27 protein-coding genes are annotated in these 26,753 nt (G+C 56.7%); 15 read left to right on the top strand and 12 right to left on the bottom strand.

Translation table 11 applies throughout. The features are described from left to right. Nucleotides 1–17: 17 nt before the first annotated feature. Complete coding sequence (locus FOY93_RS22080; RefSeq protein WP_143345676.1) at nt 18–341, bottom strand: AzlD domain-containing protein; 324 nt, start codon at nt 339–341, stop codon at nt 18–20. Continuing rightward, nucleotides 341–1,000, bottom strand: coding sequence for an AzlC family ABC transporter permease (locus FOY93_RS22075; RefSeq protein WP_136196044.1), 660 nt, complete (start codon nt 998–1,000; stop codon nt 341–343). Before FOY93_RS22075 ends, FOY93_RS22080 begins: the two co-directional genes overlap by 1 nt. A 102-nt stretch (nt 1,001–1,102) precedes the next feature. Here FOY93_RS22075 and FOY93_RS22070 point away from each other — a divergent pair, with 102 nt between their 5' ends. The 4 genes from FOY93_RS22070 to FOY93_RS22055 all read left to right on the top strand — a co-directional run bounded on the left by FOY93_RS22070 (nt 1,103) and on the right by FOY93_RS22055 (nt 6,214). Next, nucleotides 1,103–1,651, top strand: coding sequence for a helix-turn-helix domain-containing protein (locus FOY93_RS22070; RefSeq protein WP_023309744.1), 549 nt, complete (start codon nt 1,103–1,105; stop codon nt 1,649–1,651). A 17-nt stretch (nt 1,652–1,668) separates the two neighbouring features. After that, nucleotides 1,669–2,664 (top strand): LacI family DNA-binding transcriptional regulator, encoded by a 996-nt coding sequence (locus FOY93_RS22065; protein WP_127732649.1) that lies wholly within the window; start codon nt 1,669–1,671, stop codon nt 2,662–2,664. 104 nt (nt 2,665–2,768) lie between these two features. Beyond that, entirely contained in the window at nt 2,769–4,892 is a 2,124-nt protein-coding gene (locus tag FOY93_RS22060) for an alpha-galactosidase (RefSeq protein WP_143345675.1), read from the top strand. 44 nt (nt 4,893–4,936) lie between these two features. Then, nucleotides 4,937–6,214 carry an MFS transporter gene (locus FOY93_RS22055; protein ID WP_143345674.1) on the top strand — a complete coding sequence of 426 codons (1,278 nt, stop codon included), beginning with the start codon at nt 4,937–4,939 and terminating at the stop codon, nt 6,212–6,214. Here FOY93_RS22055 and rhaM read toward each other — a convergent pair. Genes rhaM through rhaB form a run of 5 tightly spaced genes read right to left on the bottom strand, consistent with a single transcriptional unit; the run spans nt 6,202 to nt 11,300 of the window. Beyond that, nucleotides 6,202–6,516 carry an L-rhamnose mutarotase gene (gene rhaM, locus FOY93_RS22050; RefSeq protein WP_013099341.1) on the bottom strand — a complete coding sequence of 105 codons (315 nt, stop codon included), beginning with the start codon at nt 6,514–6,516 and terminating at the stop codon, nt 6,202–6,204. The genes FOY93_RS22055 and rhaM overlap by 13 nt on opposite strands. After that, nucleotides 6,513–7,661 carry a lactaldehyde reductase gene (fucO, locus tag FOY93_RS22045; RefSeq protein ID WP_143345673.1) on the bottom strand — a complete coding sequence of 383 codons (1,149 nt, stop codon included), beginning with the start codon at nt 7,659–7,661 and terminating at the stop codon, nt 6,513–6,515. Before fucO ends, rhaM begins: the two co-directional genes overlap by 4 nt. 46 nt (nt 7,662–7,707) lie before the next feature. After that, on the bottom strand, nt 7,708–8,538 hold the full coding sequence (rhaD, locus tag FOY93_RS22040) for a rhamnulose-1-phosphate aldolase (protein WP_143345672.1): 831 nt from the start codon (nt 8,536–8,538) through the stop codon (nt 7,708–7,710). Between the two features lie 36 nt (nt 8,539–8,574). Further along, a complete protein-coding gene (rhaA, locus tag FOY93_RS22035) occupies nt 8,575–9,834 on the bottom strand; it encodes an L-rhamnose isomerase (RefSeq protein WP_143345671.1) in 1,260 nt (419 codons plus the stop codon). Beyond that, nucleotides 9,831–11,300, bottom strand: a complete 1,470-nt coding sequence (gene rhaB, locus FOY93_RS22030; RefSeq protein ID WP_143345670.1) for a rhamnulokinase — start codon at nt 11,298–11,300, stop codon at nt 9,831–9,833. Before rhaB ends, rhaA begins: the two co-directional genes overlap by 4 nt. Nucleotides 11,301–11,600: 300 nt before the next feature. Here rhaB and rhaS point away from each other — a divergent pair, with 300 nt between their 5' ends. Both rhaS and rhaR read left to right on the top strand, forming a co-directional pair. Continuing rightward, on the top strand, nt 11,601–12,437 hold the full coding sequence (gene rhaS / locus FOY93_RS22025) for an HTH-type transcriptional activator RhaS (protein WP_047743326.1): 837 nt from the start codon (nt 11,601–11,603) through the stop codon (nt 12,435–12,437). A 73-nt stretch (nt 12,438–12,510) separates the two neighbouring features. Then, nucleotides 12,511–13,359, top strand: coding sequence for an HTH-type transcriptional activator RhaR (rhaR, locus tag FOY93_RS22020; protein ID WP_023309734.1), 849 nt, complete (start codon nt 12,511–12,513; stop codon nt 13,357–13,359). Here rhaR and rhaT read toward each other — a convergent pair whose 3' ends face one another. Beyond that, a complete protein-coding gene (gene rhaT, locus FOY93_RS22015; protein WP_023309733.1) occupies nt 13,360–14,394 on the bottom strand; it encodes an L-rhamnose/proton symporter RhaT in 1,035 nt (344 codons plus the stop codon). It abuts the gene before it with no gap. A 288-nt stretch (nt 14,395–14,682) separates the two neighbouring features. Between rhaT and sodA the strand changes: the two genes are divergently transcribed. Both sodA and yiiM read left to right on the top strand, forming a co-directional pair. After that, entirely contained in the window at nt 14,683–15,303 is a 621-nt protein-coding gene (gene sodA, locus FOY93_RS22010) for a superoxide dismutase [Mn] (protein WP_004203668.1), read from the top strand. 195 nt (nt 15,304–15,498) lie between these two features. Beyond that, nucleotides 15,499–16,173, top strand: coding sequence for a 6-hydroxyaminopurine reductase (yiiM, locus tag FOY93_RS22005; RefSeq protein ID WP_143345669.1), 675 nt, complete (start codon nt 15,499–15,501; stop codon nt 16,171–16,173). Nucleotides 16,174–16,275: 102 nt separating this feature from the next. On the opposite strand, the gene cpxA is transcribed toward yiiM, so the two are convergent. Together cpxA and cpxR are read right to left on the bottom strand one after the other, a co-directional pair. After that, a complete protein-coding gene (gene cpxA / locus FOY93_RS22000) occupies nt 16,276–17,649 on the bottom strand; it encodes an envelope stress sensor histidine kinase CpxA (protein WP_045329509.1) in 1,374 nt (457 codons plus the stop codon). Further along, on the bottom strand, nt 17,646–18,344 hold the full coding sequence (cpxR, locus tag FOY93_RS21995; RefSeq protein ID WP_006179159.1) for an envelope stress response regulator transcription factor CpxR: 699 nt from the start codon (nt 18,342–18,344) through the stop codon (nt 17,646–17,648). Before cpxR ends, cpxA begins: the two co-directional genes overlap by 4 nt. Before the next feature lie 151 nt (nt 18,345–18,495). Between cpxR and cpxP the strand changes: the two genes are divergently transcribed. The 7 genes from cpxP (at nt 18,496) to FOY93_RS21960 (ending at nt 25,137) form a co-directional block, all read left to right on the top strand. After that, nucleotides 18,496–19,002: a cell-envelope stress modulator CpxP gene (gene cpxP, locus FOY93_RS21990; protein WP_024909200.1), complete on the top strand. Its 507-nt coding sequence runs from the start codon at nt 18,496–18,498 to the stop codon at nt 19,000–19,002. Nucleotides 19,003–19,200: 198 nt separating this feature from the next. Next, nucleotides 19,201–19,497, top strand: a complete 297-nt coding sequence (locus FOY93_RS21985; protein ID WP_115876978.1) for a TM2 domain-containing protein — start codon at nt 19,201–19,203, stop codon at nt 19,495–19,497. Between the two features lie 255 nt (nt 19,498–19,752). Next, nucleotides 19,753–20,646, top strand: coding sequence for a CDF family cation-efflux transporter FieF (gene fieF / locus FOY93_RS21980; RefSeq protein ID WP_023309697.1), 894 nt, complete (start codon nt 19,753–19,755; stop codon nt 20,644–20,646). A 174-nt stretch (nt 20,647–20,820) separates the two neighbouring features. Then, nucleotides 20,821–21,783 carry a 6-phosphofructokinase gene (gene pfkA / locus FOY93_RS21975; protein ID WP_023309696.1) on the top strand — a complete coding sequence of 321 codons (963 nt, stop codon included), beginning with the start codon at nt 20,821–20,823 and terminating at the stop codon, nt 21,781–21,783. 135 nt (nt 21,784–21,918) lie between these two features. Further along, the gene (locus tag FOY93_RS21970; RefSeq protein ID WP_029741703.1) at nt 21,919–22,908 is read left to right on the top strand and encodes a sulfate ABC transporter substrate-binding protein; all 990 of its coding nucleotides are present in this window, start codon (nt 21,919–21,921) and stop codon (nt 22,906–22,908) included. 107 nt (nt 22,909–23,015) lie between these two features. Further along, on the top strand, nt 23,016–23,759 hold the full coding sequence (locus tag FOY93_RS21965) for a CDP-diacylglycerol diphosphatase (protein WP_136196039.1): 744 nt from the start codon (nt 23,016–23,018) through the stop codon (nt 23,757–23,759). A gap of 73 nt (nt 23,760–23,832) precedes the next feature. Then, nucleotides 23,833–25,137 carry an SLC13 family permease gene (locus FOY93_RS21960; protein WP_143345668.1) on the top strand — a complete coding sequence of 435 codons (1,305 nt, stop codon included), beginning with the start codon at nt 23,833–23,835 and terminating at the stop codon, nt 25,135–25,137. An 81-nt stretch (nt 25,138–25,218) separates the two neighbouring features. On the opposite strand, the gene tpiA is transcribed toward FOY93_RS21960, so the two are convergent. Then, entirely contained in the window at nt 25,219–25,986 is a 768-nt protein-coding gene (gene tpiA, locus FOY93_RS21955; RefSeq protein ID WP_014172206.1) for a triose-phosphate isomerase, read from the bottom strand. A gap of 111 nt (nt 25,987–26,097) precedes the next feature. Beyond that, nucleotides 26,098–26,694 (bottom strand): DUF1454 family protein, encoded by a 597-nt coding sequence (locus FOY93_RS21945; RefSeq protein WP_133295353.1) that lies wholly within the window; start codon nt 26,692–26,694, stop codon nt 26,098–26,100. Nucleotides 26,695–26,753 lie beyond the last annotated feature (59 nt).

Here is a 26,753-nt window from a genome sequence, read left to right as displayed (position 1 = left end):
GCCCCAGGGGCGCTTTTTTAGTTTATGCCCGCCACGCGCAGCAGCGCGGTTACCACTGCCGCCGCTACGATCACCACAATTAACGGCATCTTCCGCCAGGCCAAAAACACTGCAAACGCCACGCCCAGCACGCGCGCCATGCCGGCAAAGTGGTCACCTTCATAAAACGTGGTCACCAGCGCCACGGAAAACAGCAATACCGTTGCCGCATCTGACAGCAGCGCCTGTGAACGCTCTGACAATGCCAGCCTGCTGCCCAGTTTCGCTCCGCCAAGACGCATCAAATAGGTTCCCGCAGACAAAATGGCGATGCCGAGAATAAAGAACGTCATGTTTTCCATTATTTTTTCCTCGCGGCAAGACCGAGTAAAGAGAGCAGTACCGGCAGACCTACCGGGGCAAACGGCACGGCGGCCAGCGACAGAACGGCACCGCTGCAGGCGCGTATCAGCGTGGTGCGGTTTTTAAATGCGGGAACCACTAATGCCAGCAGTATCGCCGGGAATACCGCATCCAGGCCTATAGTTTCCGGGTCCGGCAGCAGTTTGCCGACCATGGCACCCAGCAGCGCGCCAAGCGGCCAGACGATGGCGACGCCTAAACCGCACAGCCAGTAGGCGGCTTTACGCTGCTCGGCGGTTTTTTGCGACAGGCCAAACACCACGCTTTCGTCGTTCATGATGTGGCAGCCCAACAGGCTCAGACCGCGCTTACCGACCAGTTCTCGCACCGTCACGCCAAACGGCACGTGGCGCGCGTTGACCAGCAAACCCGCGGCTGCAGCCGCCAGCGGGTTACCGCCGCTTGCTACAATGCCGATAAACATAAACTCTGACGCGCCCGCGAGTACGGTGATGGAGAGCACAAACGGCACCCAGACCGGGAAACCGTAGGCCATCGCCAGCGAGCCGTAGGACATTCCCACCACGCCCACCGCGAGGCAGACCAGGATGATTGCTTTTATGGTGTCGCCTTTCAGACAAGAGAGATGTTGCTTCATACATTTTTAGCCATATCGAACGTGTATCCATTATAATGAACGCAACGAAACTGATTTTCAAGGCGAACGATTCGTTCGTTTTATAGAACAAGAGGCCGTTATATGACGCAGCCAATCAGCCTGATCGCTAAAAGTCTGGTGCGGGAACGTCTGCGCACCGGGCTTTCGCTGGCGGAAATTGCCCGCCGTGCCGGGATCGCTAAATCCACGCTTTCCCAGCTGGAGTCCGGCAACGGTAACCCTAGCCTGGAAACGCTGTGGTCGCTCTGCGTGGCGCTGGATATTCCTTTCGCCCGTCTGCTTGAGCCGCAGTTGCCGACCACGCAGGTGATCCGCCGTGGTGAAGGTACGAAAGTGGTCGCCGGACAGGCTAATTATGAAGCCATTTTACTGGCGGCATGCCCTCCCGGCGCGCGCCGCGATGTCTATCTTCTGATGACCCAACCGGGCGCAGATCGTATTTCTCAGCCGCATCCGCCGGGCTCTGTTGAACATATTATTGTGACGCAGGGCCGGGCGCTGGTCGGCCTGCTCGACGCGGCGGAAGAGCTCGGCGCAGGGGATTACATTTGTTATCCCGCCGACCAGCCGCACATCTTCAAGGCCCTGGAGCCAGACACTTACGCGCTGCTGGTGGCGGAACAAAACTAACAGAGATACGGAAACTCATGTCGCTTAAAGCCATTGCCAAAGAACTGGGGCTGTCAGTCACCACCGTCAGCCGCGCCCTCAACGGATATGACGACGTCTCCGCCGAGACGCGCGCTCGCGTAGAAGCGGAAGCCCAGCGACGCGGCTATCGGCCTAACACCTTCGCCCGCCGCCTGAAGATGGGCAAAATTGATGCCGTTGGGCTGGTGTTCCCGGTCCATCCTGTTCCGCTCAATAACAGCGTATTTATGGACATGGTCGGCGAAATTAGCCACGAACTGGCGCGACATGAGATCGACTTATTGCTTATCGCCGACGACGATCTGGCGGATAAGCACAGCTATATGCGCATGGTGCAAAGCCGCCGCGTGGATGCGCTAATTGTGGCCCACACGTTGGATCGCGATCCGCGACTTGAGCAGCTGCAGGCCGCCGGATTTCCCTTTCTGGCGCTTGGTCGCAGCCAGCTACCGCAGCCGTACGCGTGGTTCGACTTCGACAACTATGCCGGTACGTACAATGCTACACGCTGGCTAATCGGGAAAGGCCATCAGCGCATTGCCCTACTGGGCGAAAGCAACAATCAGGCATTCATCACCCAGCGTCGTCAGGGCTATCTGGACGCGTTGCGGGAAGCCGGGCTTTCCAGCGAATGGCTGCGCGCCATGCCCCCTTCGCGCCGCGTGGGTTATGCCACCACGAAAGAGCTTCTCTCGCTGTCGCAGCCGCCCACGGCCATCATTACCGACTGCAACACTCACGGTGACGGCGCGGCGATGGCGCTGGCAGAGCTGGGCCGTCTGACCGGCGAGAGCGCCGTTGCGCTGGTTGTTTATGACGGGCTCCCGCAGGACAGTATCGTCGATGCCGACGTGGCGGCAGTGATCCAGTCCACCCGCCAGGGCGTCGGGAAACAGATTGCCGATATGGTGCGTCAGCTGATTAACGGCGACGATATTGAACGGCTTCAGGTACTCTGGCAGCCCGAATTCTCTCCCGGCCAGACGGCCTGAATCTCTCCATTTTCTAAAGCCGATCACAAAACCGAAACGTTTTGGTTTGTATCCGAAACGTTTCGGATCAACACTCAGATCATCCCGATGACAGGAGATGTCTGATGCAAGATTCCGTTTTACGACTTGAAAGCAACACGGTAGACGTGGTGATCAAAACGTACCCGTTCGCCGAAATTCTCTACTGGGGGGCGCACCTTCAGCACTTTTCGCCACAGGATGTTGCTATGCTCGCGCGCCCTGTTGCCAACGGCAGGCTTGACGTCGACTCCCCGGTCACGCTGATGGCCGAGCTGGGGCACGGTCTGTTTGGTGCTCCCGGCATTGAGGGGCATCGGCAGGGGCTGGACGGTTCACCCATGTTCACCACCACAGACGTACAGCAGTCAGGACAAACCCTGACGGTGACGGCGGAAGATGAACATGCGGGCCTGCGTCTGACCAGCGAGCTGGCGCTGGATGCCAGCGGCGTGCTGGTGGTTCGTCACGGTTTAACGAACCTGAAAGCGCAGGCGTGGCAGGTGGACCGTTTTGCCATAACGCTACCCGTGGCCGAACGCGCGCGGGAGGTGATGGCCTTCCATGGACGCTGGATCCGGGAATTTCAGCCGCACCGCGTGACGCTTGAACACGACAGCTTTGTGATTGAAAACCGCCGGGGTAAAACCTCCCATGAACACTTCCCGGCGCTGATTGCCGGGACGCCGTCGTTCAGCGAAATGCACGGCGACGTCTGGGGCGTGCATCTGGGCTGGAGCGGCAACCACCGCCTGCGTGCGGAAGCCAAAACCGACGGCCGCCGCTATCTGCAGGCTGAAGCCCTCTACCTGCCGGGCGAAATGGCGGTTGAGGAGGGCGATACGCTCTGGACGCCGCGCCTGTATGCCAGCTATTCCACGCATGGCCTGAACGGCATGAGCCAGTCGTTCCATCGCTACCTGCGCAACAACGTTATCCGCTTCCCGGAAAACAAACCGCGCCCGGTGCACCTCAATACCTGGGAAGGGATCTACTTCAACCACGATCCGGGCTACATCATGCGCATGGCCGACGAGGCTGCCGCCCTGGGCGTGGAGCGCTTCATCATTGACGACGGCTGGTTCAAAGGCCGTAACGACGACCATGCCGCGCTGGGCGACTGGTACCTGGATGAGAAAAAATACCCGAACGGCCTGACGCCGGTGATCGACCACGTCAAACGGCTCGGTATGGAGTTTGGCATCTGGGTTGAGCCGGAGATGATCAACCCGGATTCCGATCTGTACCGCGCGCACCCTGACTGGGTGCTGGCGCTGCCGGGCTACAAACAACACACCGGGCGGCACCAGCTGGTGCTCAATCTGAGTATCCCGGAAGCATTTGATTATCTTGTGGAACGCATGAGCTGGCTTCTGGGTGAACATGAAATCGACTACGTGAAGTGGGACATGAACCGTGAGCTGGTACAGCCGGGTCACGACGGGAAGGCCGCCGCTGACGCGCAAACCCGCCAGTTTTATCGCTTGCTGGACGTGCTGGGTGAACGTTTTCCGCACATCGAATTTGAATCCTGCTCATCCGGCGGGGGGCGAATTGACTATGAGGTGCTGACGCGCTGCCACCGCTTCTGGGCCTCGGACAACAACGATGCGCTGGAGCGCAACACCATCCAGCGCGGCATGAGCTATTTCTTTCCGCCGGAGGTAATGGGGGCGCATATCGGTCATCATAAATGTCACGCCACCTTCCGCCAGCACAGCATTGAATTTCGCGGTCTAACGGCGCTGTTTGGCCATATGGGGCTGGAACTTGATCCCCTCACCGTCGATGAGAAGGAGCGCGAAGGCTATCGCCGTTACGCCGCGCTGTACAGGCAGTGGCGCGAGGTTATTCATCAGGGCACACAATGGCGCGTGGATATGCCGGATGCCAGTACGCTGGCACAGGGTATTGTGAGCGAAGATAAAACGCAGGGGCTGTTTATCGTCAGCCAGCTCGCCATGCCGGACTACACGTTGATGATGCCGCTGCGCATGCCGGGGCTTGAGCCCTGCGCGCAGTATCGTATTTCGCTGCTCGATCACCCTGATATTCACATCACCGGTGAGGGGGGACATACCATGCGCAAGCTGCCGGCATGGATGGAAACACCGCAAACGGCGAGCGGCGAGTGGCTGATGCAGGCGGGCATTGCGCTGCCGATTCTGGATCCGGAAACCGCCGTTCTGATTGGCGTTGAACGCGTGTAAAGGTGACGGGCCGGGCTGCCGGCCCTCCGTTGAGGATAAAAATAATGAACACAACACCCTGTACCCACAAAGACAACCCTAACTTCTGGATTTTCGGGCTGTTCTTCTTTCTCTACTTCTTCATCATGGCCACCTGCTTTCCGTTCCTGCCGATCTGGCTGTCGGATATCATCGGCCTGAACAAAACCCATACCGGCATCGTCTTTTCCTGCATCTCACTCTCGGCCATTGCCTTCCAGCCGGTGCTTGGGGTGATCTCGGATAAACTGGGGCTAAAAAAACACCTGCTGTGGATCATCTCCGTGCTGCTGTTCCTGTTTGCCCCTTTCTTCCTCTACGTCTTTGCGCCGTTACTAAAAGCCAACATCTGGCTGGGCGCGCTGAGCGGCGGCATGTATATCGGCTTTGTCTTTTCGGCGGGCTCAGGAGCCATTGAGGCCTACATTGAACGCGTGAGCCGTAACAGTTTCTTTGAGTACGGTAAGGCGCGCATGTTTGGCTGCCTCGGCTGGGGGCTATGCGCCTCCACGGGCGGGATCCTGTTCGGCATCGATCCGTCGTATGTTTTCTGGATGGGTTCGGCGGCGGCGCTGCTGTTGATGCTGCTGCTGGTGGTCGCGAAGCCAAAACCCAACCAGACGGCGCAGGTGATGAATGCGCTGGGTGCCAACCAGCCGCAGATCACCGCGAAAACGGTCTTTAGCCTGTTCCGTCAGCGCAGGATGTGGATGTTTATTCTGTACGTGATTGGCGTGGCCTGCGTCTATGACGTCTTTGACCAGCAGTTTGCTACCTTCTTCAAAACGTTCTTCGCCACGCCGCAGGAGGGCACTCGCGCCTTTGGTTTTGCGACCACTGCCGGGGAAATCTGCAACGCGATCATCATGTTTTGTTCACCGTGGATCATTAACCGCATCGGCGCGAAAAACACGCTGCTCATCGCCGGGGTGATTATGGCGACGCGCATTATCGGCTCGTCGTTTGCCACCACCGCCGTAGAAGTAATTGCCCTGAAGATGCTGCACGCGCTGGAGGTCCCGTTCCTGCTGGTGGGGGCATTCAAGTACATCACCGGGGTGTTTGATACGCGACTCTCGGCCACTATCTATCTGATTGGCTTCCAGTTTGCCAAACAGTCAGCGGCCATTTTCCTCTCCGCCTTTGCCGGAAATATGTATGACCGGATCGGCTTCCAGGAGACGTATCTGATGCTGGGCTGCTTCGTGCTGGCGATCACGGTGGTGTCAGCGTTTACGCTGAGCAGCAGGCAGGAGATAGCCGCTGCCGCGGGCGCGGCAGCGTTAACCAGTCAGTCCAGATAAAACACCTCTTCCAGCCCGGTACTCACCGGGCTGTTGTCCGGGTTCGACGGCATAACATCACGCATGTGTTTCCACCAGCGCTGGCAGACGTCGGTATTCGCGACCGCGTTCCAGCGCTCCTCCGATTCAATCTCTACGGTGGCAAACAGCAGGTTACGTTCCCGGTCGAGATAAATGGCGTAGTGGTGCGCGCCGTGGTCCTTCAGCACCGCTTCCAGTTCGGGCCAGATGGGGTTGTGGCGACGCGCGTACTCCTCGTGCGCGTCCGGGTTTACCTGCATCACAAAGGCTTTGCGGATCATAATGCCTCCAGATACAGCTCGCGCACCTCGTCGCGGCTGGCGGTGCGCGGATTGCATGGCGCGCACGGGTCGGCGAGAGCTTTATCCAGCCAGTCTTCAATATCGGCTTTGGTCACGCCGAGCTGGCTGAAGCCGGAAGGGATGCCGACGCGAGCGCTCAGGTCGCGAATCGCCTGAATGGCGGACATGCTGGCGGCTTCAACGCTCATGCCGCGAGTATCGATGCCCATCGCCTGCGCCACGCGGGCGAAGCGGGCAACTGCGTTCGGGCGGTTAAAGCTTTCAACGATCGGCAGCAGGATGGCGTTGCACACGCCGTGCGGCAGGTTGTGCGTCGCACCCGGCTGGTGCGCCAGGGCATGCACAAGGCCGAGACCCGCACTGTTAAACGCCATGCCCGCCAGATACTGACCAAACGCCATCTGCTCGCGCGCCTCAAGATTATGACCGTCTTCGACCGCTTCCGGCAGCCAGAGGTTGATCAGGCGGATTGCCTCCAGCGCGTTGGCATCGGTCAGCGGGTGCGCGCCAACGGACACGTAGGCTTCTATGGCGTGGGTTAACGCGTCCATGCCGGTTGCGGCGGTCACGGAGGCCGGAATATCCAGCATCACGCTGGCATCGTCCACGGCGATATCCGGAATGATATTCGGATCGATGATCACCTCTTTCACCTGGCGCGCAGAGTCGATGATTACCGCGTTGCTGGTCATCTCCGCCGCCGTGCCTGCGGTGGTGTTGATCGCCACCAGCGGCACGCCCGCGTTTTTCACCTTGCCGACGCCGGCATAATCGGTGGACGGACCGGGGTTGGCGGTGAGGATTTTAATCGCCTTGGCGGTATCAATCGGGCTGCCGCCGCCGAAGGCGATCACGTAATCACACTCCGCGTCCCGGTATGCCGCAAATCCTTTTTGCACCAGCGCTTCCGTCGGGTTCGGGAACACCTCGTCGAACAGGTGATACGACATCTGATGGGTGTCCAGCGCGGCAAAAAGGCTGTCGAGCAGGCCCAGCTTTACCAGCTGACCGTCGGTGACAATCAGCGCTTTTCCCCACTGCTTGTTCGCCACCAGGTTAACCATATCGCCAATAGCGCCCGCGCCGTGAAGGCTGATTTTTGGAAGTGCCAACATAAAGCTCATGATAATTCTCCTTAACTATCGCCCGTACCGTCCGGTCTGCGATGGTTTATGCATAGATTTCCAGCGCTGACCGTAGCGGGGTCACGCCGAAGCGCTTGCCGAGCGCAATAAGCTCTTCGCGGGTAATGGTCTGCTTCATTCCTCCCATGGAATAAACTTTCACCAGCACTTCAGCCGATTTCTCGGCGGTGTCGATCAGGCCGAAAGTTTCATCCAGCGTCGGACCGCTGCCGAACACGCCGTGGAACGGCCACAGCACCAGCGAATGTTTTTGCATATCTCTGGCGGTTGCCTGGCCAATTTCGTCGGTACCCGGCACCATCCACGGCAGAATGCCCACGCCATCCGGGAACACCACCAGACACTCGGTGCTGCCTTCCCAGAGCTTGCGAGTGATGAAATCGGCGCTGTTTTCCAGCACATAGGTCAGGGCGATCAGGTTGGTGGCGTGGCAGTGCATGATCGCGCGATCTTTGCCGTTAGTCGCCCTGATGCGCTCGCAGTGGGAGAGGAAGTGCGCCGGCAGTTCAGACGTGGGTACCGCCTCATCGGTCAGGCCCCACAGAATGTGGTAGCCCGCACCGTCGCTATCCACTTTCACCACGCCGAGGTTGGCCTGTGGATCAAGCTGAACGTTGCGGAAGAACTTGCCGGAGCCGGTGACGATAAACGGCGTGTTGGCCAGCAGCGGCATCGGCTGGCTCAGGGCAATATAGCGTGGCTTCTGGTGAAAATCGCCGGTGTAAGGCGCGATATCCGCATCGTCCAGACGCAGCGTCAGGTTGCCGCCGTTGCGCTCGTCCCAGCCTTTCAGCCAGGCATCGGAGGTGGCTTTGATCATGCCCTGGACGAACCAGGAGTGGGTGATAGTCTGCATAGTCTTTATTTTCCAGTTATCGCGGTGAGGGCAAAATTACCCGCGCTTGCTCAACACGTTGTTCTCGTACGCCCGCACGTTTTCCAGCCACTGGCTGCCCGCCGGAGCGTCGTTACGCTGGCAGTACATCTCCCAAACGGCCTGCCACGGCAGGGATTTCTGCTCTTCCAGCAGCGCCAGGCGCGCGGTGTAGTCGCCGTTTTCTTCCAGCTGTTTCAGCACTGCGGTTGGCTCCAGCAGCGCGCGCAGCAGGGCTTTCTTCATATTGCGGGTGCCAATAACCCACGCCGCGATGCGGTTGATGGAGGCATCGAAGAAGTCGAGGCCAATGTGCACGCGGTCGAACAGGTCGTGACGGATAATTTCGCTGGCAATCGCCTGGGTTTCGTCATCCAGCAGCACCACGTGGTCGCTGTCCCAGCGCACCGGGCGGCTGACGTGCAGCAGCAGGCGCGGCACGTAGAGAATGGTTGCGGAGATTTTGTCGGAGATCGCCTCGGTCGGATGGAAGTGACCGGCATCCAGGCACAGCGCGGTCTGGCGGCTGGTGGCGTACCCCATGTAGAACTCGTTCGAGCCGACGGTGTAGCTCTCGGCGCCAATGCCGAACAGCTTGCTCTCCACGGCGTCGATGTGGTGCGCCGGGTCCAGCTTCTCGCTGATGGCCTCATCCAGCGCGGCCAGCAGGCGCTGACGCGGGGCCAGGCGGTCGACGGTGATGTCTTTCATGCCGTCCGGGATCCAGATGTTCATTACTGACGGCGTGCCGAGCTGCTCGCCGAAATACGCCGAAACGCGGCGGCTGGCCTTCACGTGGTCGATCCAGAACTGACGGATTTTGTCGTTGGCGTGCGCGAGGGTAAAACCATCGGCGCTCAGCGGGTGCGAGAAGCAGGACGGGTTAAAGTCCAGACCAAGATTGTTGGTTTTCGCCCACTCCACCCAGTTTTTAAAGTGTTCCGGTTTGATCTCGTTACGCGCTACCGGTGCGTCGGACTCCAGATAAATCGCATGCAGGTTCAGGCGTTTTGGCCCCGGGATCAGGCTCAGCGCCAGCTCCAGGTCGGCACGCAGTTCGGTGGCGTTGCGCGCTTTGCCCGGATAGTTACCCGTCGCCTGAATCCCCCCCGTCAGAGAACCGCCCGGGTTCTCGAAGCCGGCGACGTCATCACCCTGCCAGCAGTGCATAGAGACGGGCAGACGGTCGAGCTGGCGCAGCGCCGTTTCGACATCCACGCCGACGGCGGCGAAACGCTGTTTAGCCAGCTCCCAGGCTTGTTCTAATTGAGTGGTCATGCGCAAAGCTCCTTAGTCAGTCGTTTTTGCTGAAACTGCGCCCGGTAGCGGGCTATTTCATGGCAGGGATTGGGGGTTAAGGTGGTCAGGCAGGTATTCGCGGTGACCACCGAACGAAATTCATCGACATCAGAAAGTTCGTCCAGGGTCATCAGCTGAATACCGATGTTGCCGAGCGTCGAAGCCTCCACCGGACCCGCCACCACGGTGATGCCGCAGGCATCGGCGCAGAGCTGGTTCAGCAGCTGGTTCTGGCAGCCTCCGCCCACGATATGCAACTGGCTGAACGGTGCGCCTCGCAGGTCGACCAGCTCGCTCAGTACATCCGCGTAGAGAAGGGCGAGGCTGTCAAAAATACAGCGCGCCAGCTCGGCAGGACGGGAAGGCACCGGCTGCCCGGCTTCGAAACAGGCGGACTGGATTTCGGCACTCATATGCACCGGGTTAATAAAGCGGTCGTCGTTCGGGTTAATCAGGAACGTACAGGCCTTCAGCTTTTCGGTTTCTGCGATAAGCGCGGGCAGGTCGTTAACGTTTTGCTCTTTCAGCACGCGCTGAAGCAGCCACAGGCCCATGATGTTCTTCAGAACGCGGTAGCGCCCTTCGGCACCGCCTTCGTTAGTGATGTTCGCCGCCATCGCGGCGTCGCTGGTGTACGGCGTTTTGCTCTCAAAACCCATCAGCGACCAGGTGCCGGACGAGAGGTAGGCCGCGTCTCTACTGGCCAGCGGGGATGCAATTACTGCGCTGGCGGTATCGTGACTGGCGACGGCAACGACGGGGATTTCATTCCCCTGCGGGCAAATCCACCGACCTATCACATTTCCGGGGTGCGTTGGCGTGCCGAACCAGGAGGGCGAGGCGCCCGTCCAGGTCAGCAGGGTTTCATCCCAGCTATCGGTGTTGATGTTGACCAGCTGCGTGGTGGTGGCGTTGGTGTATTCCCAGTTCATGTTGCCGGTCAGCCGATAGCTTAAGTAGTCCGGAATGAGTAACGCGTGCGTCACCTTTTTGACCAGCTCCGGCTGCTGCTCAACCAGCGCGCGCAGCTGATAGAGCGTGTTAAACGGCAGAAACTGAATACCGCTGCGGCCATAGATGTTGTCCATGCCAAGCTGTGCGATGGCGTGTGTCATCAGCCCGTCGGTGCGACTGTCGCGATACGAGACGGGCAGGCCGACGCGTTCGCCGCGGCTGTCGAGCAGAACGTAGTCCACGCCCCAGGTATCGATGCCGATGCTGTCGATGCGAATGCCGTCATTGCAGACGTTGTTCAGCCCGGTGAGGATCTCCGCTTCCAGGGCATCAATATCCCAGGTATCAAAACCGTCCTGTTTTTGCAGGCAGTTGGCGAAACGGTGCATTTCGCGAAGCGTAAGTATGCTCCGATCGCAGTCCCAGGTGGCGAGCATTACGCGGCCGCTGGATGCGCCTAAATCGACAGCCACACAATGGCGAAAAGTCATGGTCAGGTCCCTTCTTAAGTCATTGGTGCTGAGTGTAAAAAAGGGACGAAAAGACCACCTTCTCGTCACTGACAGCACGAATCTCGCGCTGGCAAGAAAGCAAAGATGATCGTGAGGAAGTTCACAATTTCCTGTTATGGCAGGGTTTTCTGGCAATGTGACGCTGACCGCATTTCCCGATTTTTCCGTCTGTTTCTTGAAAAACTGACGGCTTTTGCGCCGTTTGCTGTCAAAAATTTAAGGTGAGTGCGGAAGGCCTTAATTACTATTCGAGAACTTTCCTCATTGGTGGGGGCCGTTATGACCGTATTGCACAGCGTCGATTTTTTCCCGTCGGGAACGTCTCCGGTTGCGATAGAGCCCCGGCTCCCGCAGGCTGCGTTTCCTGAACATCATCATGATTTTCATGAAATTGTGATTGTCGAGCATGGAACGGGTATTCATGTCTTCAACGGCCAGCCCTACACCATCAGCGGCGGTATGGTGTGCTTCGTGCGCGATCACGACAGGCATTTGTATGAACATACCGACAACCTGTGCCTGACCAACGTGCTCTATCGTTCGCCGGACGCGTTCCAGTTTCTGTCGGGGTTGAACAAGCTACTGCCCCAGGAGCAGGATGGACACTACCCGTCTCACTGGCGGGTCAATCAGTCCACGTTGCAGCAGGTGCGCCAGCTGGTGAATCAACTGGAGCAGAGCGAGGGCGGGCAGGAGACGTATGCTATTGCCTCCCGCGAACTGCTGTTTATGCAACTGCTGGTGCTGCTGCGTCGCAGCAGCCTTGTGGAAGGGCTGGAAAATAACGACGCGCGCCTGAACCATCTGATGGCCTGGCTGGAAGATCATTTCACCGAGGATGTCTGCTGGGAGACGCTGGCGGATGATTTTTCACTGTCCCTGCGCACCCTGCATCGCCAGCTTAAGCAGCACACCGGGCTGACGCCGCAGCGCTACCTTAACCGTCTGCGCCTGATCAAAGCGCGTCATCTTTTACGTCACACCGACGAAAGCGTCACGGATATTGCCTACTGCTGTGGTTTTGGCGACAGCAATCACTTTTCAACGCTGTTTCGCCGGGAATTTAGCTGGTCGCCGCGCGATATCCGTCAGGGAAAGGATGCTTCACTCCAGTAACGCGAATGCAATCACCGTTTTATTGCCGCAAAAAGGCTAATAATATCCGGTTATTCACCGTAGAGGTGGTGGTGTGGCCGCTCAGTTAATTCTTCGCAAAGATGATTTTTTTGCCTCCGCGAGTCAGGCCGTCGCGGTGGCTGACCGCTACCCGCAAAATGTCTTTGCCGAGCATACCCACGAGTTTTGCGAGCTGGTGCTGGTATGGCGCGGCAACGGCTTACACATCCTCAACGACCGGCCCTACCGCATCACGCGTGGCGATCTGTTTTACATCCGCGCCGAAGACAAACACGCTTACGCCTCGGTTAACGATCTGGTGTTGCAGAACGTTATTTACTGCCCGGACAGGCTTAAACTGAATGTCGACTGGCCGGCCCATATCCCCGGTTTTCTCAATGCCAGAGGCGAACCCCACTGGCGCTTAAGCAGTAACGGCATGGCTCAGGTGCGCCAGACGATCGCCCAGCTGGAGCAGGAGAGCCAGAAGCACGATCCCGTGGCAAATCCGATGGCGGAACTGCTGTTCGCCCAGCTGGTGATGACCCTCAAACGTCATCGTTACGCGACCGATAACCCCTCCGCAACCGTCCAGGAAGCGCTGCTGGACAAGTTGATTGCCCGGCTTGCGGGCAGCCTGAACAAAAGTTTCGTTCTGGAAAAGTTTTGCGAGCAGGAGCAGTGCAGCGAGCGCGCGCTGCGCCAGCAGTTCCGCACCCAGACGGGGATGACGGTGAACCACTACCTGCGTCAGCTGCGCATCTGCCACGCCCAGTACCTGTTGCAGCATACCGAGCTGATGGTCAGTGAAGTGGCGATGCGCAGCGGATTTGAGGACAGTAATTACTTTTCGGTGGTATTTAACCGCGAGGTGGGGATGACGCCGGTTCAGTGGCGTCATCGCAGTCGAAAGGCAGCGTAATCAGTTCGCCATGCCGAGGCCCACGATATTGGCCGCGATAATAATCACCACGCAGCCCAGGCTCAGCACGCCCACTGGACGACGCCCGGCGTTATTCCACTCCTTCAGTACCAGCCCAACCAGTCCGCCACACAGCACGTAGAAGCTCATGTGCAGCATCCAGCTTATGTAATCGTACTGCGGTGGAATGCTGGCGTGGCCCCAGGCGTAGAAAAAGAACTGCAGATACCACATGAGGCCGCCCAGCATCGATAGGAGCACATTGGTGATGATTAAGGATTTAGCCAGTGAGAAATCGGCTTTTACCGACAAATCCTTCACTTTTGCCAGACGAATGAAGCAGAAGCCGAGGTTTACCAACGCGCCGCCGCCCATGATCACCACGTAGCTTGGCAGCGCCACGTACAGCGGGTCGACGCCCAGCGCGGCGGCCGCTTCGTGCATGGGTTTTGCGGCGTTCATGGCGAACGACATGCCCGCCGAGAAGATGCCGCACATCACTGCCAGCAGCAGCCCCTTCTTCAGGTTAAAGTCTTCGGCTTTGATGCCCATCTTGCGCTCTTTCAACTGTCCCGCGCGGGTGACGATACCCACGCCTATCACCGCAACAAGCACGCCAAGCAACGTCATTTGCCCGCCTTTGGTGTTGATCAACACGTCGACATTGCCGTTAAGAATGGGCGTCATCAGCGTGCCGACGATGAGCGTAATGCCAATTGCGATGCCAATACCCATCGACATCCCGAGGTAGCGCATGGTCAGGCCGTAATTGATGTTGCCGATGCCCCACATCGCCCCGAACAGAAACACTGGCAGGAGGGTGGAGGCACTGAAGGAAGTAAAGTAGCCCCAGAAATCCGGGAGCAGCATGGCGCTAATGGTCCACGGCAAAATCAGCCAGGACACGGTACCGCCAACTGACCACATGGTTTCCCACGACCACCCTTTCACCTTTTTAAACGGGGCATAGAAACAGGCTGCACTGGCCGCGCCTATCAAATGCCAGAAGATACCCATCGTAATCGCATGATTCATTTTTACGTCCTCATCGTTTTTATAGCCGGTGGCTTCCCCCCGGCTTGATGAGTGTAAAAATTAGGCAGTTCCGGAACCTTCAGACTGTTGCCGCAATTTAGTTTTGGATGGCAATCAGCACGTTAACCGGGTGAGCAGACTCACAATTTTGTGATAAGGCAAAAATCAAATAACCTTATAAAAACTACGGCATTGATAATCATTTTCAATATCATTTAATTAACTATAATGAACCAACTGCTTACGCGGCATTAACAGCTGTGCCGCCCGACAATAATGGAGAGGATTATGAGTTATACACTGCCATCCCTGCCGTATGCCTACGACGCACTGGAACCGCATTTCGACAAGCAGACGATGGAAATCCATCACACTAAACACCACCAGACCTATGTGAACAACGCGAACGCCGCGCTGGAAAGCCTGCCAGAGTTCGCTAACCTGTCTGCTGAAGAGCTGATTACCAAGCTGGACCAGCTGCCAGCGGATAAGAAAACCGTTCTGCGTAACAACGCGGGCGGCCACGCAAACCACAGCCTGTTCTGGAAAGGCCTGAAAACCGGTACCACCCTGCAGGGCGACCTGAAAGCGGCTATCGAGCGCGACTTCGGTTCCGTTGACAACTTCAAAGCGGAGTTCGAGAAAGCCGCTGCAACCCGCTTCGGCTCCGGCTGGGCGTGGCTGGTACTGAAAGGTGACAAACTGGCGGTAGTGTCTACTGCTAACCAGGACTCCCCGCTGATGGGTGAAGCAATCTCTGGCGCATCCGGCTTCCCAATCCTGGGCCTGGACGTGTGGGAACACGCTTACTACCTGAAATTCCAGAACCGTCGCCCGGACTACATCAAAGCGTTCTGGGACGTGGTGAACTGGGACGAAGCAGCAGCGCGTTTCGCCGCTAAAAAATAAGGTTGCATTGACGCCTGTGAGAAGCGAGTCTTATGACTCGCTTTTTTTTGTATCTGTATACCCGTCATACTTCAAGTTGCAGGTGCGTTGGCTGCGTTCGCTCACCCCAGTCACTTACCTGAGTAAGCTCCTGGGGATTCACTCTCTTGCCGCCTTCCTGCAACTCGAATTATTTAGGGCATAAAAGGAGCAGCGATGCATTATCCGGTGAATGTATTTACAGGCAAGGTAAGGGAGTACGACGGCAGCCGCCCGAGTGCCATCGCCAAAATTCAGGTCGACGGTGAGCTGACGTTAACCGACCTCGGGCTTGCGGGTGACGAGCAGGCCGAAAAGAAAATCCACGGCGGGCCCGATCGCGCGCTGTGCCACTACCCGCGTGAACACTATCAGCACTGGAAAACCGAATTCCCCGAGCAGGCGGACCTCTTCGTCGCCCCCGCGTTTGGCGAGAATCTCTCCACCGAAGGGCTCACCGAAAAGAACGTGTTTATCGGTGATATCTACCGCTGGGGCGATGCCCTGATTCAGGTGACGCAGCCACGCTCGCCGTGCTTCAAGCTCAACTACCATTTCGGTATTCAGAATATGTCGGCCCAGCTGCAAAAAGCGGGTAAAACCGGCTGGCTGTATCGCGTGGTGCTGGCTGGGCAGATTTCAGCGGACGCCCCGCTTGAACTGGCGTCGCGCCTGAGCGATGTGTCTGTTTATGACGCCTGCGCCATTGCCTGGCATATGCCGTTTGACGACGAACAGTATCACCGCCTGCTGTCGGCGGCGGGGCTATCGACCAGCTGGACGAGAACGATGCAGAAGCGGCGTTTAAGCAGCAAGATCGAAGATAATTCGCGGAGATTGTGGGGGAAATAACTGCCCCTCACCCCGGCCCTCTCCCCAAAGGGGCGAGGGTGAAAAAACCTCACTAAGCAGTCACCTCTCCCCTATGGGGAGAGGGGTACGATGAGGGGAAAACTAAGAACGCTTATACAACGGTAGCCACAGCGTTAATCGTAGTCCACCCAGCGGACTGTCATCGGCTTTCACCCAGCCGCGGTGCTGTTGCATGGCGGTTTCCACAATAGCCAGACCCAGTCCCGTGCCGCCCGATTCCCGGTCGCGCGCCTCATCGGTACGATAGAACGGACGGAAAATCTGCTCGCGATCTTCCGGGCTGACGCCAGGACCGTCGTCGTCGACAATGACGGTGATCCCGTCTTTATCCACCGAGAACGCCACCTCAATCTTCGTATGCGAGTAGCGCAGGGCGTTACGCACGATATTCTCCAGCGCGCTTTCCAGCGCGTTGGGGTTACCGTAGAGCGGCCACGGGCCCGGTGGGAAGTTGACGGTGAAGGATTTGCCCATCTGCTCTGCTTCGAATGCCGCGTTGTCCAGCACCTCGTGCCAGAGGTGATTCGCTTTCACCGTTTCGCTAACCAGCGCGTTTTTCTGCTGATTGCGGGACATGACCAGCAGATCGTTGATCATGCTGTCCAGGCGGTGAGCTTCGGTTTCGATACGTTCCAGCTCTTTGCTTTCCCCGCTGCGGCGACGCAGCAGCGCGGTGCCAAGCTGTAAGCGCGTTAGCGGGGTGCGCAGCTCGTGCGAGATATCCGACAGCAGGCGCTGCTGTGCGGTCATCATGCGATCGAGAGCGCTCACCATCTGGTTAAAACTGGTCCCGGCGGCAAGGAACTCCTGCGGTCCGGCTTCCAGTTCAGGGTGTTGTCGCAGGTTACCCTGTGCCACCTCATCGGCGGCATTCTTCAGCTTACGCGCCGGTTTTGCCAGGCTCCACGCCAGCCATAACAGCAGCGGCGAGCTGACCAGCATAGTAACAATCAGCAGCAGGAGAGGGCGGTCAAACAGCAGGTTGATGAAGTCGGACTGGGAGCTGCTCGCGGGGCGAATCAGGTAGAGCTGATAATTATCCTCTCCGTCCCTGACGGAGAAAGGCCCCACCATCTCTACGCGCCCATATTTCTTCTTCTGGGGATGATCGGCGTTATCCGCCTGGCCAATGAAGTTGCGGATAATCTGCATTTCATTGCGATCGGCCCCAATCACGCGGCCTTCGCTGGTCACCAGCAGCAGGCGTTGTCCGGGCGGCGCCCACTTGTCGATAGCGCGAAACAGCCTGCGCCACCACATTAAATCGTTTGGCGGATCGTTTGCCAGCTCGGCTTCCACGTGCTGCTCGATCATCACGCCCTGACGTTGCTCGCTGTCGAGAAGCTCCGTCATCTGGCGTGAGTCAAGTTTTGGCAACATCAGTACGAGCATTAAAACCAGTGCCAGCGTCAGCCAGAAGATGGCGAAGATGCGGGCGGTTAAGCTTCCTATCATGAAGCGGAAACCATCAGATAACCGCGACCACGCAGGGTTTTAAACCATGGGTGACCGTCTTTACGCTCCGGCAGCTTACGGCGCAGGTTAGAGATGTGCATGTCGATGGCGCGGTCAAACGGGGTGAGGCGTTTGCCCAGCACCTCCTGGCTTAGATGTTCACGCGAAACCACCTGGCCGAGGTGCTGCGCCAGCAGATATAGCAGGGTGAACTCCGTGCCGGTCAGTTCCAGCGTCTGGCCATCAAAGCTCGCTTCCTGACGGCCCGGGTTGAGGCTCAGGGAGTCGACTTCTAGTGTAGGTGAGCTGTTGTCGGTATTTTGCTGCTGTTCGCTCCAGTGGGAACGACGCAGGATAGCGCGAATACGGGCAACCAGTTCACGGTCGTTAAACGGCTTTGGTAAATAGTCATCCGCGCCCAGCTCAAGGCCGAGTACGCGATCAAGTTCGCTGCCGCGTGCGGTCAGCATGATTACGGGAGTCTGGTGTGTCTGGCGAAGTTCTTTCAACGTATCAATACCGTTTTTCTTCGGCATCATCACGTCGAGCAAAAGTAAATCGATGCTGTCGTCAAGGAGACTCAGCGCCTGCTCGCCATCATGGGCAACCAGGACGTTGAAACCTTCCATGTCGAGCAACTCCTTTAAAAGGGATGTGAGCTCTCGGTCATCATCAACTAACAGGATTTTATTCATTGTTTAAATACCTCCGAGGCAGAAATTACGACATCAAGGCTGTCTAATCCATGACTTTACGTTGTTTTACACCCCCTGACGCATGTTTGCAGCCTGAATCGTAGACTGTCTCTCGTTGAATCGCGACACGAAAGATTTTTGGGAGCAAGTGATGCGCAAAGTTACCGCTGCCGTCATGGCCTCAACGCTGGCGTTCAGTGCGTTTAGCCAGGCTGCTGAAGCTATCATCAGCGATAACAGTCCCTTACAAGAGGGCGCAACGCAGAACAGCAGCCAAAGCCATATGTTTGACGGCATAAGTTTAACCGAACATCAGCGTCAACAGATGCGAGATCTGATGCAGAGGGCAAGACACGACCAGCCCCCTGTTAATGTTAGCGAAATGGAGACAATGCATCGCCTTGTCACCGCAGAAAATTTTGACGAAAGCGCTGTACGCGCTCAGGCCGAAAAAATGGCACAGGAACAGGTTGCACGCCAGGTAGAGATGGCGAAGGTCCGCAACCAGATGTTCCATCTGCTAACGCCCGAGCAGCAAGCGGTTTTGAACACCAGACATCAGCAGCGTATGGATCAGCTGCGAGAGGTTGCACGGATGCAGCGAAGCTCAGAAACGACGTTTTTCAGTAGCAATAGCAGTACCCGTAGTAACCAGTAAACCCTGTTTTCCTTGCCATAGACACCATCCCTGTCTTCCCCCACATGATGTGGGGGTTTTTTTTATTCCTTCTTCTATCCCCCCCTAAATCAAGGGCTCATTATTTTCATTCCGACGATATATTCTTTTTTAAAATAGTATTTTTCTGAATTGTTTGTAAAATATGCAAGCTACTGATAAGAAACAAAAGGGGATATCATGTCAGGAATGGTTTTTTGCCGAGGATGTGGCAAGGAGTTGCACAGTACCGCTAAGGCCTGTCCGCATTGTGGCGCAAGCCAGGTTGCAGCAGGAAGTAAAAATAAGCTTACCGCAGCATTGCTCGCATTCTTCTTAGGAGGCCTGGGTGCACATAAATTTTACTTAGGTAAGATTGGCCAGGGATTCCTTTATCTCATCTTTTGCTGGACCTTCATACCGTCAGTCATTGCCTTCATTGAGTTTATTATCTATCTGTGCACCTCTGAAGACGACTTTGCCAGAAAATATGGTTAAGTGCTGACTTAGCATTTTCAGGTTTCAAATCAGGAAAGCCCCTTTTAAACGGGGCTTTCTTATTGATGAACGTCACGGGCGAATATCTCGTTATAAAAACCATTTATATCAATAGTATGATTGTAATCCTGCATAATCTATTTCTCTTCATCTGCGACAGGTCTTTTGCTCGTCATTTCTTTTGTTAACCGTTTATTCATCCTTTGACTCCCAATGCTTCCGTTATACTAGCGGCATAACATGACAGGAGCGTTTATGAATCAATCCTATGGAAGACTGGTCAGCCGGGCCGCCATTGCGGCGACCGTCATGGCCTCCAGCCTGTTACTGATTAAAATCTTTGCGTGGTGGTATACCGGCTCGGTCAGTATTCTGGCGGCGCTGGTGGACTCGCTGATGGATATTGCCGCCTCGTTGACCAACCTGCTGGTGGTGCGTTACTCGCTGCAGCCAGCGGACGAAGAGCACACGTTTGGGCACGGCAAAGCGGAGTCGCTGGCCGCGCTGGCGCAAAGTATGTTCATTTCCGGCTCTGCGCTGTTCCTGTTTTTAACCGGCATTCAGCATCTCGTCTCGCCAACACCGATGAACGATCCCGGCGTGGGCGTCGTTGTGACGATAGTCGCGCTTATATGCACACTCGTTCTGGTAACGTTCCAGCGCTGGGTAGTTCGCAAAACGCAAAGTCAGGCTGTACGGGCGGATATGCTTCATTATCAATCTGATGTTATGATGAATGGGGCTATTCTTATTGCGCTCGGTCTGGCCTGGTATGGCTGGCATCGCGCCGATGCGTTGTTTGCGTTAGGGATTGGTATCTATATTTTATATAGCGCTCTGCGGATGGGGTATGAAGCGGTGCAATCACTGCTTGACCGCGCCCTCCCGGACTCAGAACGTAATGAAATTTTTTCTATCGTGACCTCCTGGCCCGGCGTCAGCGGTGCACACGATCTTCGAACGCGGCAGTCAGGGCCGACCCGCTTTATACAGATTCATATTGAAATGGAAGACAACCTGCCACTGGTACAGGCTCACGTTATTGCTGAGCAGGTCGAGCAGGCGATTTTGCAGCGTTTTCCTGGTTCAGACGTCATCATTCACCAGGATCCCTGCTCGGTTGTACCCGGTCATGTTGGGCTTTCGTAATTCGTTGTAAAAAAGTGAGCCAGGCCAGCATTTTGTGTATAAATTACCGCCGTTTGGTCTGACCTGAATCAATTCAGCTGGAAGGGATTGATATACTATTTGCAGTATTCGTTGGTCGATAAGTTTCTTCCGGCAACAGATTTCAATTTTGCATTCCTAAGTTCAGAGGTAGTCATGATTAAGAAAATCGGTGTGTTGACAAGCGGCGGTGATGCGCCGGGCATGAACGCGGCAATTCGTGGTGTTGTCCGTGCAGCGCTGACGGAAGGCCTGGAAGTTTTTGGCGTTTATGACGGTTATCTGGGCCTGTATGAAGATCGTATGGTTCAGCTCGACCGCTACAGCGTGTCTGACATGATCAACCGTGGCGGTACTTTCCTCGGTTCTGCGCGCTTCCCGGAATTCCGCGACGAACACGTTCGTGAAGTGGCTATCGAAAACATGAAGAAACGTGGTCTGGACGCCCTGGTGGTTATCGGTGGTGACGGTTCCTACATGGGTGCAAAACGTCTGACCGAAATGGGTTTCCCGTGCATCGGTCTGCCTGGCACCATCGACAACGACATCAAAGGCACTGACTACACTATCGGCTTCTTTACTGCACTCGGTACCGTTGTTGAAGCGATTGACCGCCTGCGTGACACCTCGTCTTCTCACCAGCGTATCTCTATCGTTGAAGTGATGGGCCGTTACTGTGGCGACCTGACGCTGGCGGCTGCCATTGCGGGCGGTTGCGAATTTATCGTCGTGCCAGAAGTCGAATTTAGCCGTGAAGATCTGGTTGCTGAAATCAAAGCGGGCATCGCGAAGGGTAAAAAACACGCGATCGTCGCTATCACCGAGCACATCTGTGACGTTGACGAGCTGGCGAAGTACATTGAAGCCGAAACCAAACGCGAAACCCGCGCGACCGTACTGGGTCACATCCAGCGTGGCGGTTCCCCAGGCCCTTACGACCGTATTCTGGCGTCCCGTATGGGCGCGTACGCGATCGATCTGCTGCTGCAGGGGCACGGCGGCCGCTGCGTCGGTATTCAGAACGAAAAACTGGTTCACCACGACATCATCGACGCGATTGAAAACATGAAGCGTCCGTTCAAAGGTGACTGGCTGGACTGCGCGAAAAAGCTGTACTGATTCTCCTGGCCCTCTTCTTTCGCGAAGAGGGCCATTATTCCACTACGTTATAGCCAATCTTTTTTTATTCTTTAATCCTCGATTCGCTTTCTGGCACGCTGCATTCATCAAAACACTACACAAGAGAGCTGGGCGATGAATAAATGGGGCGTGGGTTTAACATTATTGCTGGCATCGACCAGCGTTCTGGCTAAGGATATCCAGTTACTGAACGTGTCATATGACCCGACGCGTGAACTGTACGAGCAATACAACAAAGCGTTTGCGGCACACTGGAAACAGGAAACCGGCGACAACGTGGTGGTTCGTCAGTCGCATGGCGGCTCCGGCAAGCAGGCGACGTCCGTGATAAACGGTATTGAAGCCGACGTGGTGACCCTGGCGCTGGCCTACGATGTCGACGCGATCGCCGAGCGTGGCCGCATTGACAAAAACTGGATCAAACGCCTGCCGGATAACTCCGCACCCTACACCTCGACCATCGTCTTCCTGGTGCGCAAAGGAAACCCGAAACAAATTAAAGACTGGAACGACCTGATCAAACCGGGCGTTTCTGTGATTACCCCGAACCCGAAAAGCTCCGGCGGCGCTCGCTGGAACTACCTGGGCGCATGGGGTTACGCGCTGCATCACAACAACGGCGACCAGGCCAAAGCGCAGGAGTTCGTGAAGGCGCTGTATAAAAACGTTGAGGTGCTGGACTCCGGCGCGCGTGGTGCCACCAACACCTTCGTCGAGCGCGGGATTGGCGACGTGCTGATTGCATGGGAAAACGAAGCGCTGCTGGCGACCAACGAACTGGGTAAAGACAAATTCGAGATCGTGACCCCGAGCGAATCGATTCTGGCTGAGCCGACCGTTTCCGTGGTCGATAAAGTGGTTGAGAAGAAAGATACCAAAGCGGTGGCGGAAGCTTACCTGAAGTATCTCTATTCGCCAGAAGGCCAGGAAATTGCGGCGAAAAACTTCTATCGTCCACGCGATCCCGCTGTTGCGAAGAAATACGAAAGCGTATTCCCTAAACTGAAACTCTTCACCATCGATGACGAGTTCGGCGGCTGGACGAAAGCGCAGAAAGAGCACTTCTCTAATGGCGGTACCTTCGACCAAATCAGCCAGCGCTAACCAGTAGCCTGTGACACGGTGACCCGGCGTGAGAAATCCGCCGGGTTTTTTATTTGGTCATCATTTTGCGTTACTCTTTTGCCTCAATCGAAAACAGGGAACGCGTTGTGAAAAAAATTATCTTATTGATCCTCATTGTCATCGCCCTTGCCGCTGGCGGCGTGTACTGGATGAAGGCGGGTAATCCGAATGCGTTAAGACATATCGTTCTCGACCAGTGTGTGCCGAATCAGATCCAGAATCGTAACCCGGCACCCTGTGCGCAGGTGAAAACGGATGCAGGCTATGTGATATTTAAAGACCGCAACGGGCCGCTGCAATACCTGCTGATGCCGACATATCGCATCAACGGCACCGAGAGCCCGCTGTTGACCGAAGCGCATACGCCGAACTTTTTCTGGCTGGCGTGGCAGTCGCGCAGCTTTATGAGCCTGAAGCGTGGAGCCGAGGTGCCTGACAGCGCCATTTCGCTGACGATTAACTCCCCGACAGGGCGCACGCAGAACCACTTTCATATTCATATCTCCTGCCTTCGCCCGGACGTGCGCGAGAAGCTCAACGCGGCACAGGGAGAAATCAGCACCCAGTGGCTGCCTCTTCCCGGGGGACTGGAAGGACATGAGTATCTTGCTCGTCGGGTGACGGAGAATGAACTGGTCCAGCGCAGCCCGTTTATGATGCTGGCAGAAGAGCTGCCGGAAGCGCGCGACCATATGGGGCGTTTCGCACTGGCGATGGCGCAGCAGTTTGATGGTTCGTTTGTGTTGCTGGCGACCGAGCGTAACCTGCTCACGCTTAACCGCGCGTCTGCGGAGGAACTGCAGGATCATCAATGCGCTATCCTGAAGTAACCCCACCATAAATCGCGTTTACTCCGGATGCCTGTCACCGTAGACTTGCTCAAAAATACTACAGGAGACAGGTATGTCGCTCTGGTCAACGTATCCTCTGCTGCTGCCCTCACTGATCGTTGGCGTCACCATCGTGCTGTGGGCGACGTCGCTATTGCCGGAATTCATCACCGCGCTGCTGTTCTTTACGGCGGCAATGACCGCGAAGATCGCCCCGCCGGAGGTGATTTTCGGCGGTTTTGCCTCGTCTGCTTTCTGGCTGGTCTTCAGCGGATTCGTGCTCGGCGTGGCGATCCGTAAAACCGGACTGGCAGACAGGGCCGCCAGGGCGCTGTCGGCAAGGCTCACCGACTCCTGGGTGTTGATGGTGGCGAGCGTGGTGCTGCTGAGCTACGCGCTGGCGTTTGTGATGCCGTCGAATATGGGACGTATTGCGCTACTGATGCCGATTGTCGCCGCGATGGCGAAACGCGCCGGTATCGCAGAAGGCTCCCGAGCGTGGTTTGGTCTGGCGCTGGCGGTAGGGTTTGGGACTTTCCAGCTTTCGGCGACGATTCTGCCCGCTAACGTCCCTAACCTGGTGATGAGCGGTGCGGCGGAAGGCTCGTACGGCATCCATCTGAACTATGTCCCTTATCTGCTGCTGCACACGCCGGTGCTGGGCATTCTCAAAGGCCTGATTCTGATTGGCCTCATCTGCTGGCTATTTCCCGGCAGCCCAAAACCGCCGAAAGAACAGGCGCCGTCTGAGCCTATGGGGCGGGACGAAAAGCGTCTTGCCTGGCTGCTGGCGGTGGTGCTGGGGATGTGGGTTACGGAGAGCTGGCACGGCGTGGGGCCCGCGTGGACGGGGCTGGCGGCGTCGATCATCGTTATGCTGCCGCGCATTGGTTTCATTACCGGGGAAGAGTTTTCTGCGGGGGTGAATATGCGCACCTGTATCTACGTTGCCGGTATTCTGGGGCTGGCGATCGTCGTGACGCAAACCGGTATCGGAACGGCGGTGGGCGAGGCGTTGCTCCGCATTATGCCGCTGGATGCAGGCCGACCGTTCACCAGTTTCCTGGCGCTGACCGGTATTACCACCGCACTCAACTTCATTATGACCGCCAACGGCGTTCCGGCGCTGTATACCACTCTGGCGCAGAGTTTTTCGGACGCGACCGGTTTCCCGCTGCTGTCGGTGATTATGATTCAGGTGCTGGGCTATTCCACGCCGCTGCTGCCCTATCAGGCGTCTCCGATTGTGGTGGCGATGGGGTTAGGAAAGGTGCCTGCCAGGGCGGGGATGGTGCTTTGTCTGGCGCTGGCTATTGCAACGTATCTGGTGCTGCTGCCGCTGGATTATCTGTGGTTTAGCCTGCTGGGACGGCTGTAAAAAAGCCCGGTGGCGCTGACGCTTACCGGGCCTACAGAACCGTAGGGCGGGTTAGCGAAGCGCCACCCGCCACAAAGGCAATTACGCCTGTTTAGCCGCTTCTGCCGCTTTAACGATCACCGCGAAAGCGTCAGCTTTCAGGGATGCACCGCCAACCAGCGCGCCATCGATGTCTGGCTGGGTGAACAGCTCAGCAGCGTTGGAAGCGTTAACGGAACCGCCGTACTGGATAATCACTTGCTCAGCGACTTTGGCGTCAGCTTTCGCAATGTGGTCACGAATGAATTTGTGAACAGCCTGAGCCTGTGCAGGGGTTGCTGATTTGCCGGTACCGATCGCCCAGACTGGCTCGTAAGCGATAACCGCGCCTTCGAACGCTGCCGCGCCCTGGGTTTTCAGCACTGCGTCGATCTGACGTGCGCACACTTCTTCGGTTTTGCCCGCTTCGTTTTCCGCTTCGGTTTCACCGATGCACAGAACCGGAATCAGGCCCTGCTCTTTCAGCACGGCGAATTTCTTCGCGATGAACTCATCGGATTCTTTGTGATAGGTGCGACGCTCGGAGTGGCCGATGATGATATATTTCGCGCCGATATCTTTCAGCATTTCAGCGGAGGTTTCACCGGTGAACGCGCCAGACAGGTTAACGTCAACGTTCTGCGCGCCCAGAATGATGTGGCTGCCGTCAGCGGCGTGTTTAGCCAGATCCAGATACATATCCGGCGGAGCGATCGCAACCGCGCAGCCGGTCACGCCAGCCAGCTCTTTACGCAGGTTCGCAACCAGTTCGTTTACCATGTGGCGGCTGCCGTTCAGCTTCCAGTTACCCATCACTAAAGGATGTCGCATTTCAATTCTCCACGCTAAATAAGCGAATTAAGGAATATGGCCGCCCTGTCGGGCAGCATGGTCTGTGAATCAGTATAGAGATTTTCCCTCGAAAGGCTTTGCTTTTTGTCATTAATTCGCCCCGTCGAGGGTGTCAGATAGTGCCAGCTTAATCGGTTCAACAGCGAAGGTCAGTCCTTTTTCGCCGTTGTCCGCCACAACATAGCGGATCGCGCCTTCGGTATCGGCGTAGTAACGCTTGTTTTTACCGGCGGTGAGGAGTTTTTGCAGCTTTTGCTGGCTTTGCTTTTTCGTCAGTGCAGGGGTAAAGGCCTGCAATACCGCGCTCATATACTCCAGCGCTTTCGCCTTCGCGGCTTTCTGCTCTGGCCCCTGTATCGGCAGCCAGGTGATTTGCATGCTTTTGATTTTTAACGTTCCGCGCTCCAGCGCCGTCGAGGCATACAAATTCTCATTAATCTTGCTTGCCGCACGGGTCAGTGTGGGGGTATCGCGGGAGCCATCAATGGCGCGAAACTCATCCAGCGGCAGCGTGGGGTTGGCCTGATTGAAGGCTTCACGAAACTGGCTGATGGACTGATCGAACGACGGGGCGCCCGCCAGCAGATACGGCGCTGTGCTCGGGGCAGTGGTTTCGGCGGCGTGCAGGGGAAAACCCGCGCTGAGCACCGCTAAACACAGGAAAAGAGAATGTGCCGAACTTTTCATCAACATTGTCCCTGGCCGTAAGTGCTCATGATTAAAACGATATCTGGTCGGCTTGTCAA

Source organism: Enterobacter sp. 18A13 (assembly GCF_007035975.1).
Lineage (GTDB): Bacteria > Pseudomonadota > Gammaproteobacteria > Enterobacterales > Enterobacteriaceae > Enterobacter > Enterobacter vonholyi.
This window is presented reverse-complemented; position numbering and strand designations above follow the sequence as displayed.

Bases quoted from the DNA above. Each gene is read 5' to 3' on its own strand.
- FOY93_RS22080 (WP_143345676.1), bottom strand. From the start codon at position 341: ATGGAAAACATGACGTTCTTTATTCTCGGCATCGCCATTTTGTCTGCG.
- FOY93_RS22075 (WP_136196044.1), bottom strand. From the start codon at position 1,000: ATGAAGCAACATCTCTCTTGTCTGAAAGGCGACACCATAAAAGCAATC.
- FOY93_RS22070 (WP_023309744.1), top strand. From the start codon at position 1,103: ATGACGCAGCCAATCAGCCTGATCGCTAAAAGTCTGGTGCGGGAACGT.
- FOY93_RS22065 (WP_127732649.1), top strand. From the start codon at position 1,669: ATGTCGCTTAAAGCCATTGCCAAAGAACTGGGGCTGTCAGTCACCACC.
- FOY93_RS22060 (WP_143345675.1), top strand. From the start codon at position 2,769: ATGCAAGATTCCGTTTTACGACTTGAAAGCAACACGGTAGACGTGGTG.
- FOY93_RS22055 (WP_143345674.1), top strand. From the start codon at position 4,937: ATGAACACAACACCCTGTACCCACAAAGACAACCCTAACTTCTGGATT.
- rhaM (WP_013099341.1), bottom strand. From the start codon at position 6,516: ATGATCCGCAAAGCCTTTGTGATGCAGGTAAACCCGGACGCGCACGAG.
- fucO (WP_143345673.1), bottom strand. From the start codon at position 7,661: ATGAGCTTTATGTTGGCACTTCCAAAAATCAGCCTTCACGGCGCGGGC.
- rhaD (WP_143345672.1), bottom strand. From the start codon at position 8,538: ATGCAGACTATCACCCACTCCTGGTTCGTCCAGGGCATGATCAAAGCC.
- rhaA (WP_143345671.1), bottom strand. From the start codon at position 9,834: ATGACCACTCAATTAGAACAAGCCTGGGAGCTGGCTAAACAGCGTTTC.
- rhaB (WP_143345670.1), bottom strand. From the start codon at position 11,300: ATGACTTTTCGCCATTGTGTGGCTGTCGATTTAGGCGCATCCAGCGGC.
- rhaS (WP_047743326.1), top strand. From the start codon at position 11,601: ATGACCGTATTGCACAGCGTCGATTTTTTCCCGTCGGGAACGTCTCCG.
- rhaT (WP_023309733.1), bottom strand. From the start codon at position 14,394: ATGAATCATGCGATTACGATGGGTATCTTCTGGCATTTGATAGGCGCG.
- sodA (WP_004203668.1), top strand. From the start codon at position 14,683: ATGAGTTATACACTGCCATCCCTGCCGTATGCCTACGACGCACTGGAA.
- yiiM (WP_143345669.1), top strand. From the start codon at position 15,499: ATGCATTATCCGGTGAATGTATTTACAGGCAAGGTAAGGGAGTACGAC.
- cpxA (WP_045329509.1), bottom strand. From the start codon at position 17,649: ATGATAGGAAGCTTAACCGCCCGCATCTTCGCCATCTTCTGGCTGACG.
- cpxR (WP_006179159.1), bottom strand. From the start codon at position 18,344: ATGAATAAAATCCTGTTAGTTGATGATGACCGAGAGCTCACATCCCTT.
- cpxP (WP_024909200.1), top strand. From the start codon at position 18,496: ATGCGCAAAGTTACCGCTGCCGTCATGGCCTCAACGCTGGCGTTCAGT.
- FOY93_RS21985 (WP_115876978.1), top strand. From the start codon at position 19,201: ATGTCAGGAATGGTTTTTTGCCGAGGATGTGGCAAGGAGTTGCACAGT.
- fieF (WP_023309697.1), top strand. From the start codon at position 19,753: ATGAATCAATCCTATGGAAGACTGGTCAGCCGGGCCGCCATTGCGGCG.
- pfkA (WP_023309696.1), top strand. From the start codon at position 20,821: ATGATTAAGAAAATCGGTGTGTTGACAAGCGGCGGTGATGCGCCGGGC.
- FOY93_RS21970 (WP_029741703.1), top strand. From the start codon at position 21,919: ATGAATAAATGGGGCGTGGGTTTAACATTATTGCTGGCATCGACCAGC.
- FOY93_RS21960 (WP_143345668.1), top strand. From the start codon at position 23,833: ATGTCGCTCTGGTCAACGTATCCTCTGCTGCTGCCCTCACTGATCGTT.
- tpiA (WP_014172206.1), bottom strand. From the start codon at position 25,986: ATGCGACATCCTTTAGTGATGGGTAACTGGAAGCTGAACGGCAGCCGC.
- FOY93_RS21945 (WP_133295353.1), bottom strand. From the start codon at position 26,694: ATGAAAAGTTCGGCACATTCTCTTTTCCTGTGTTTAGCGGTGCTCAGC.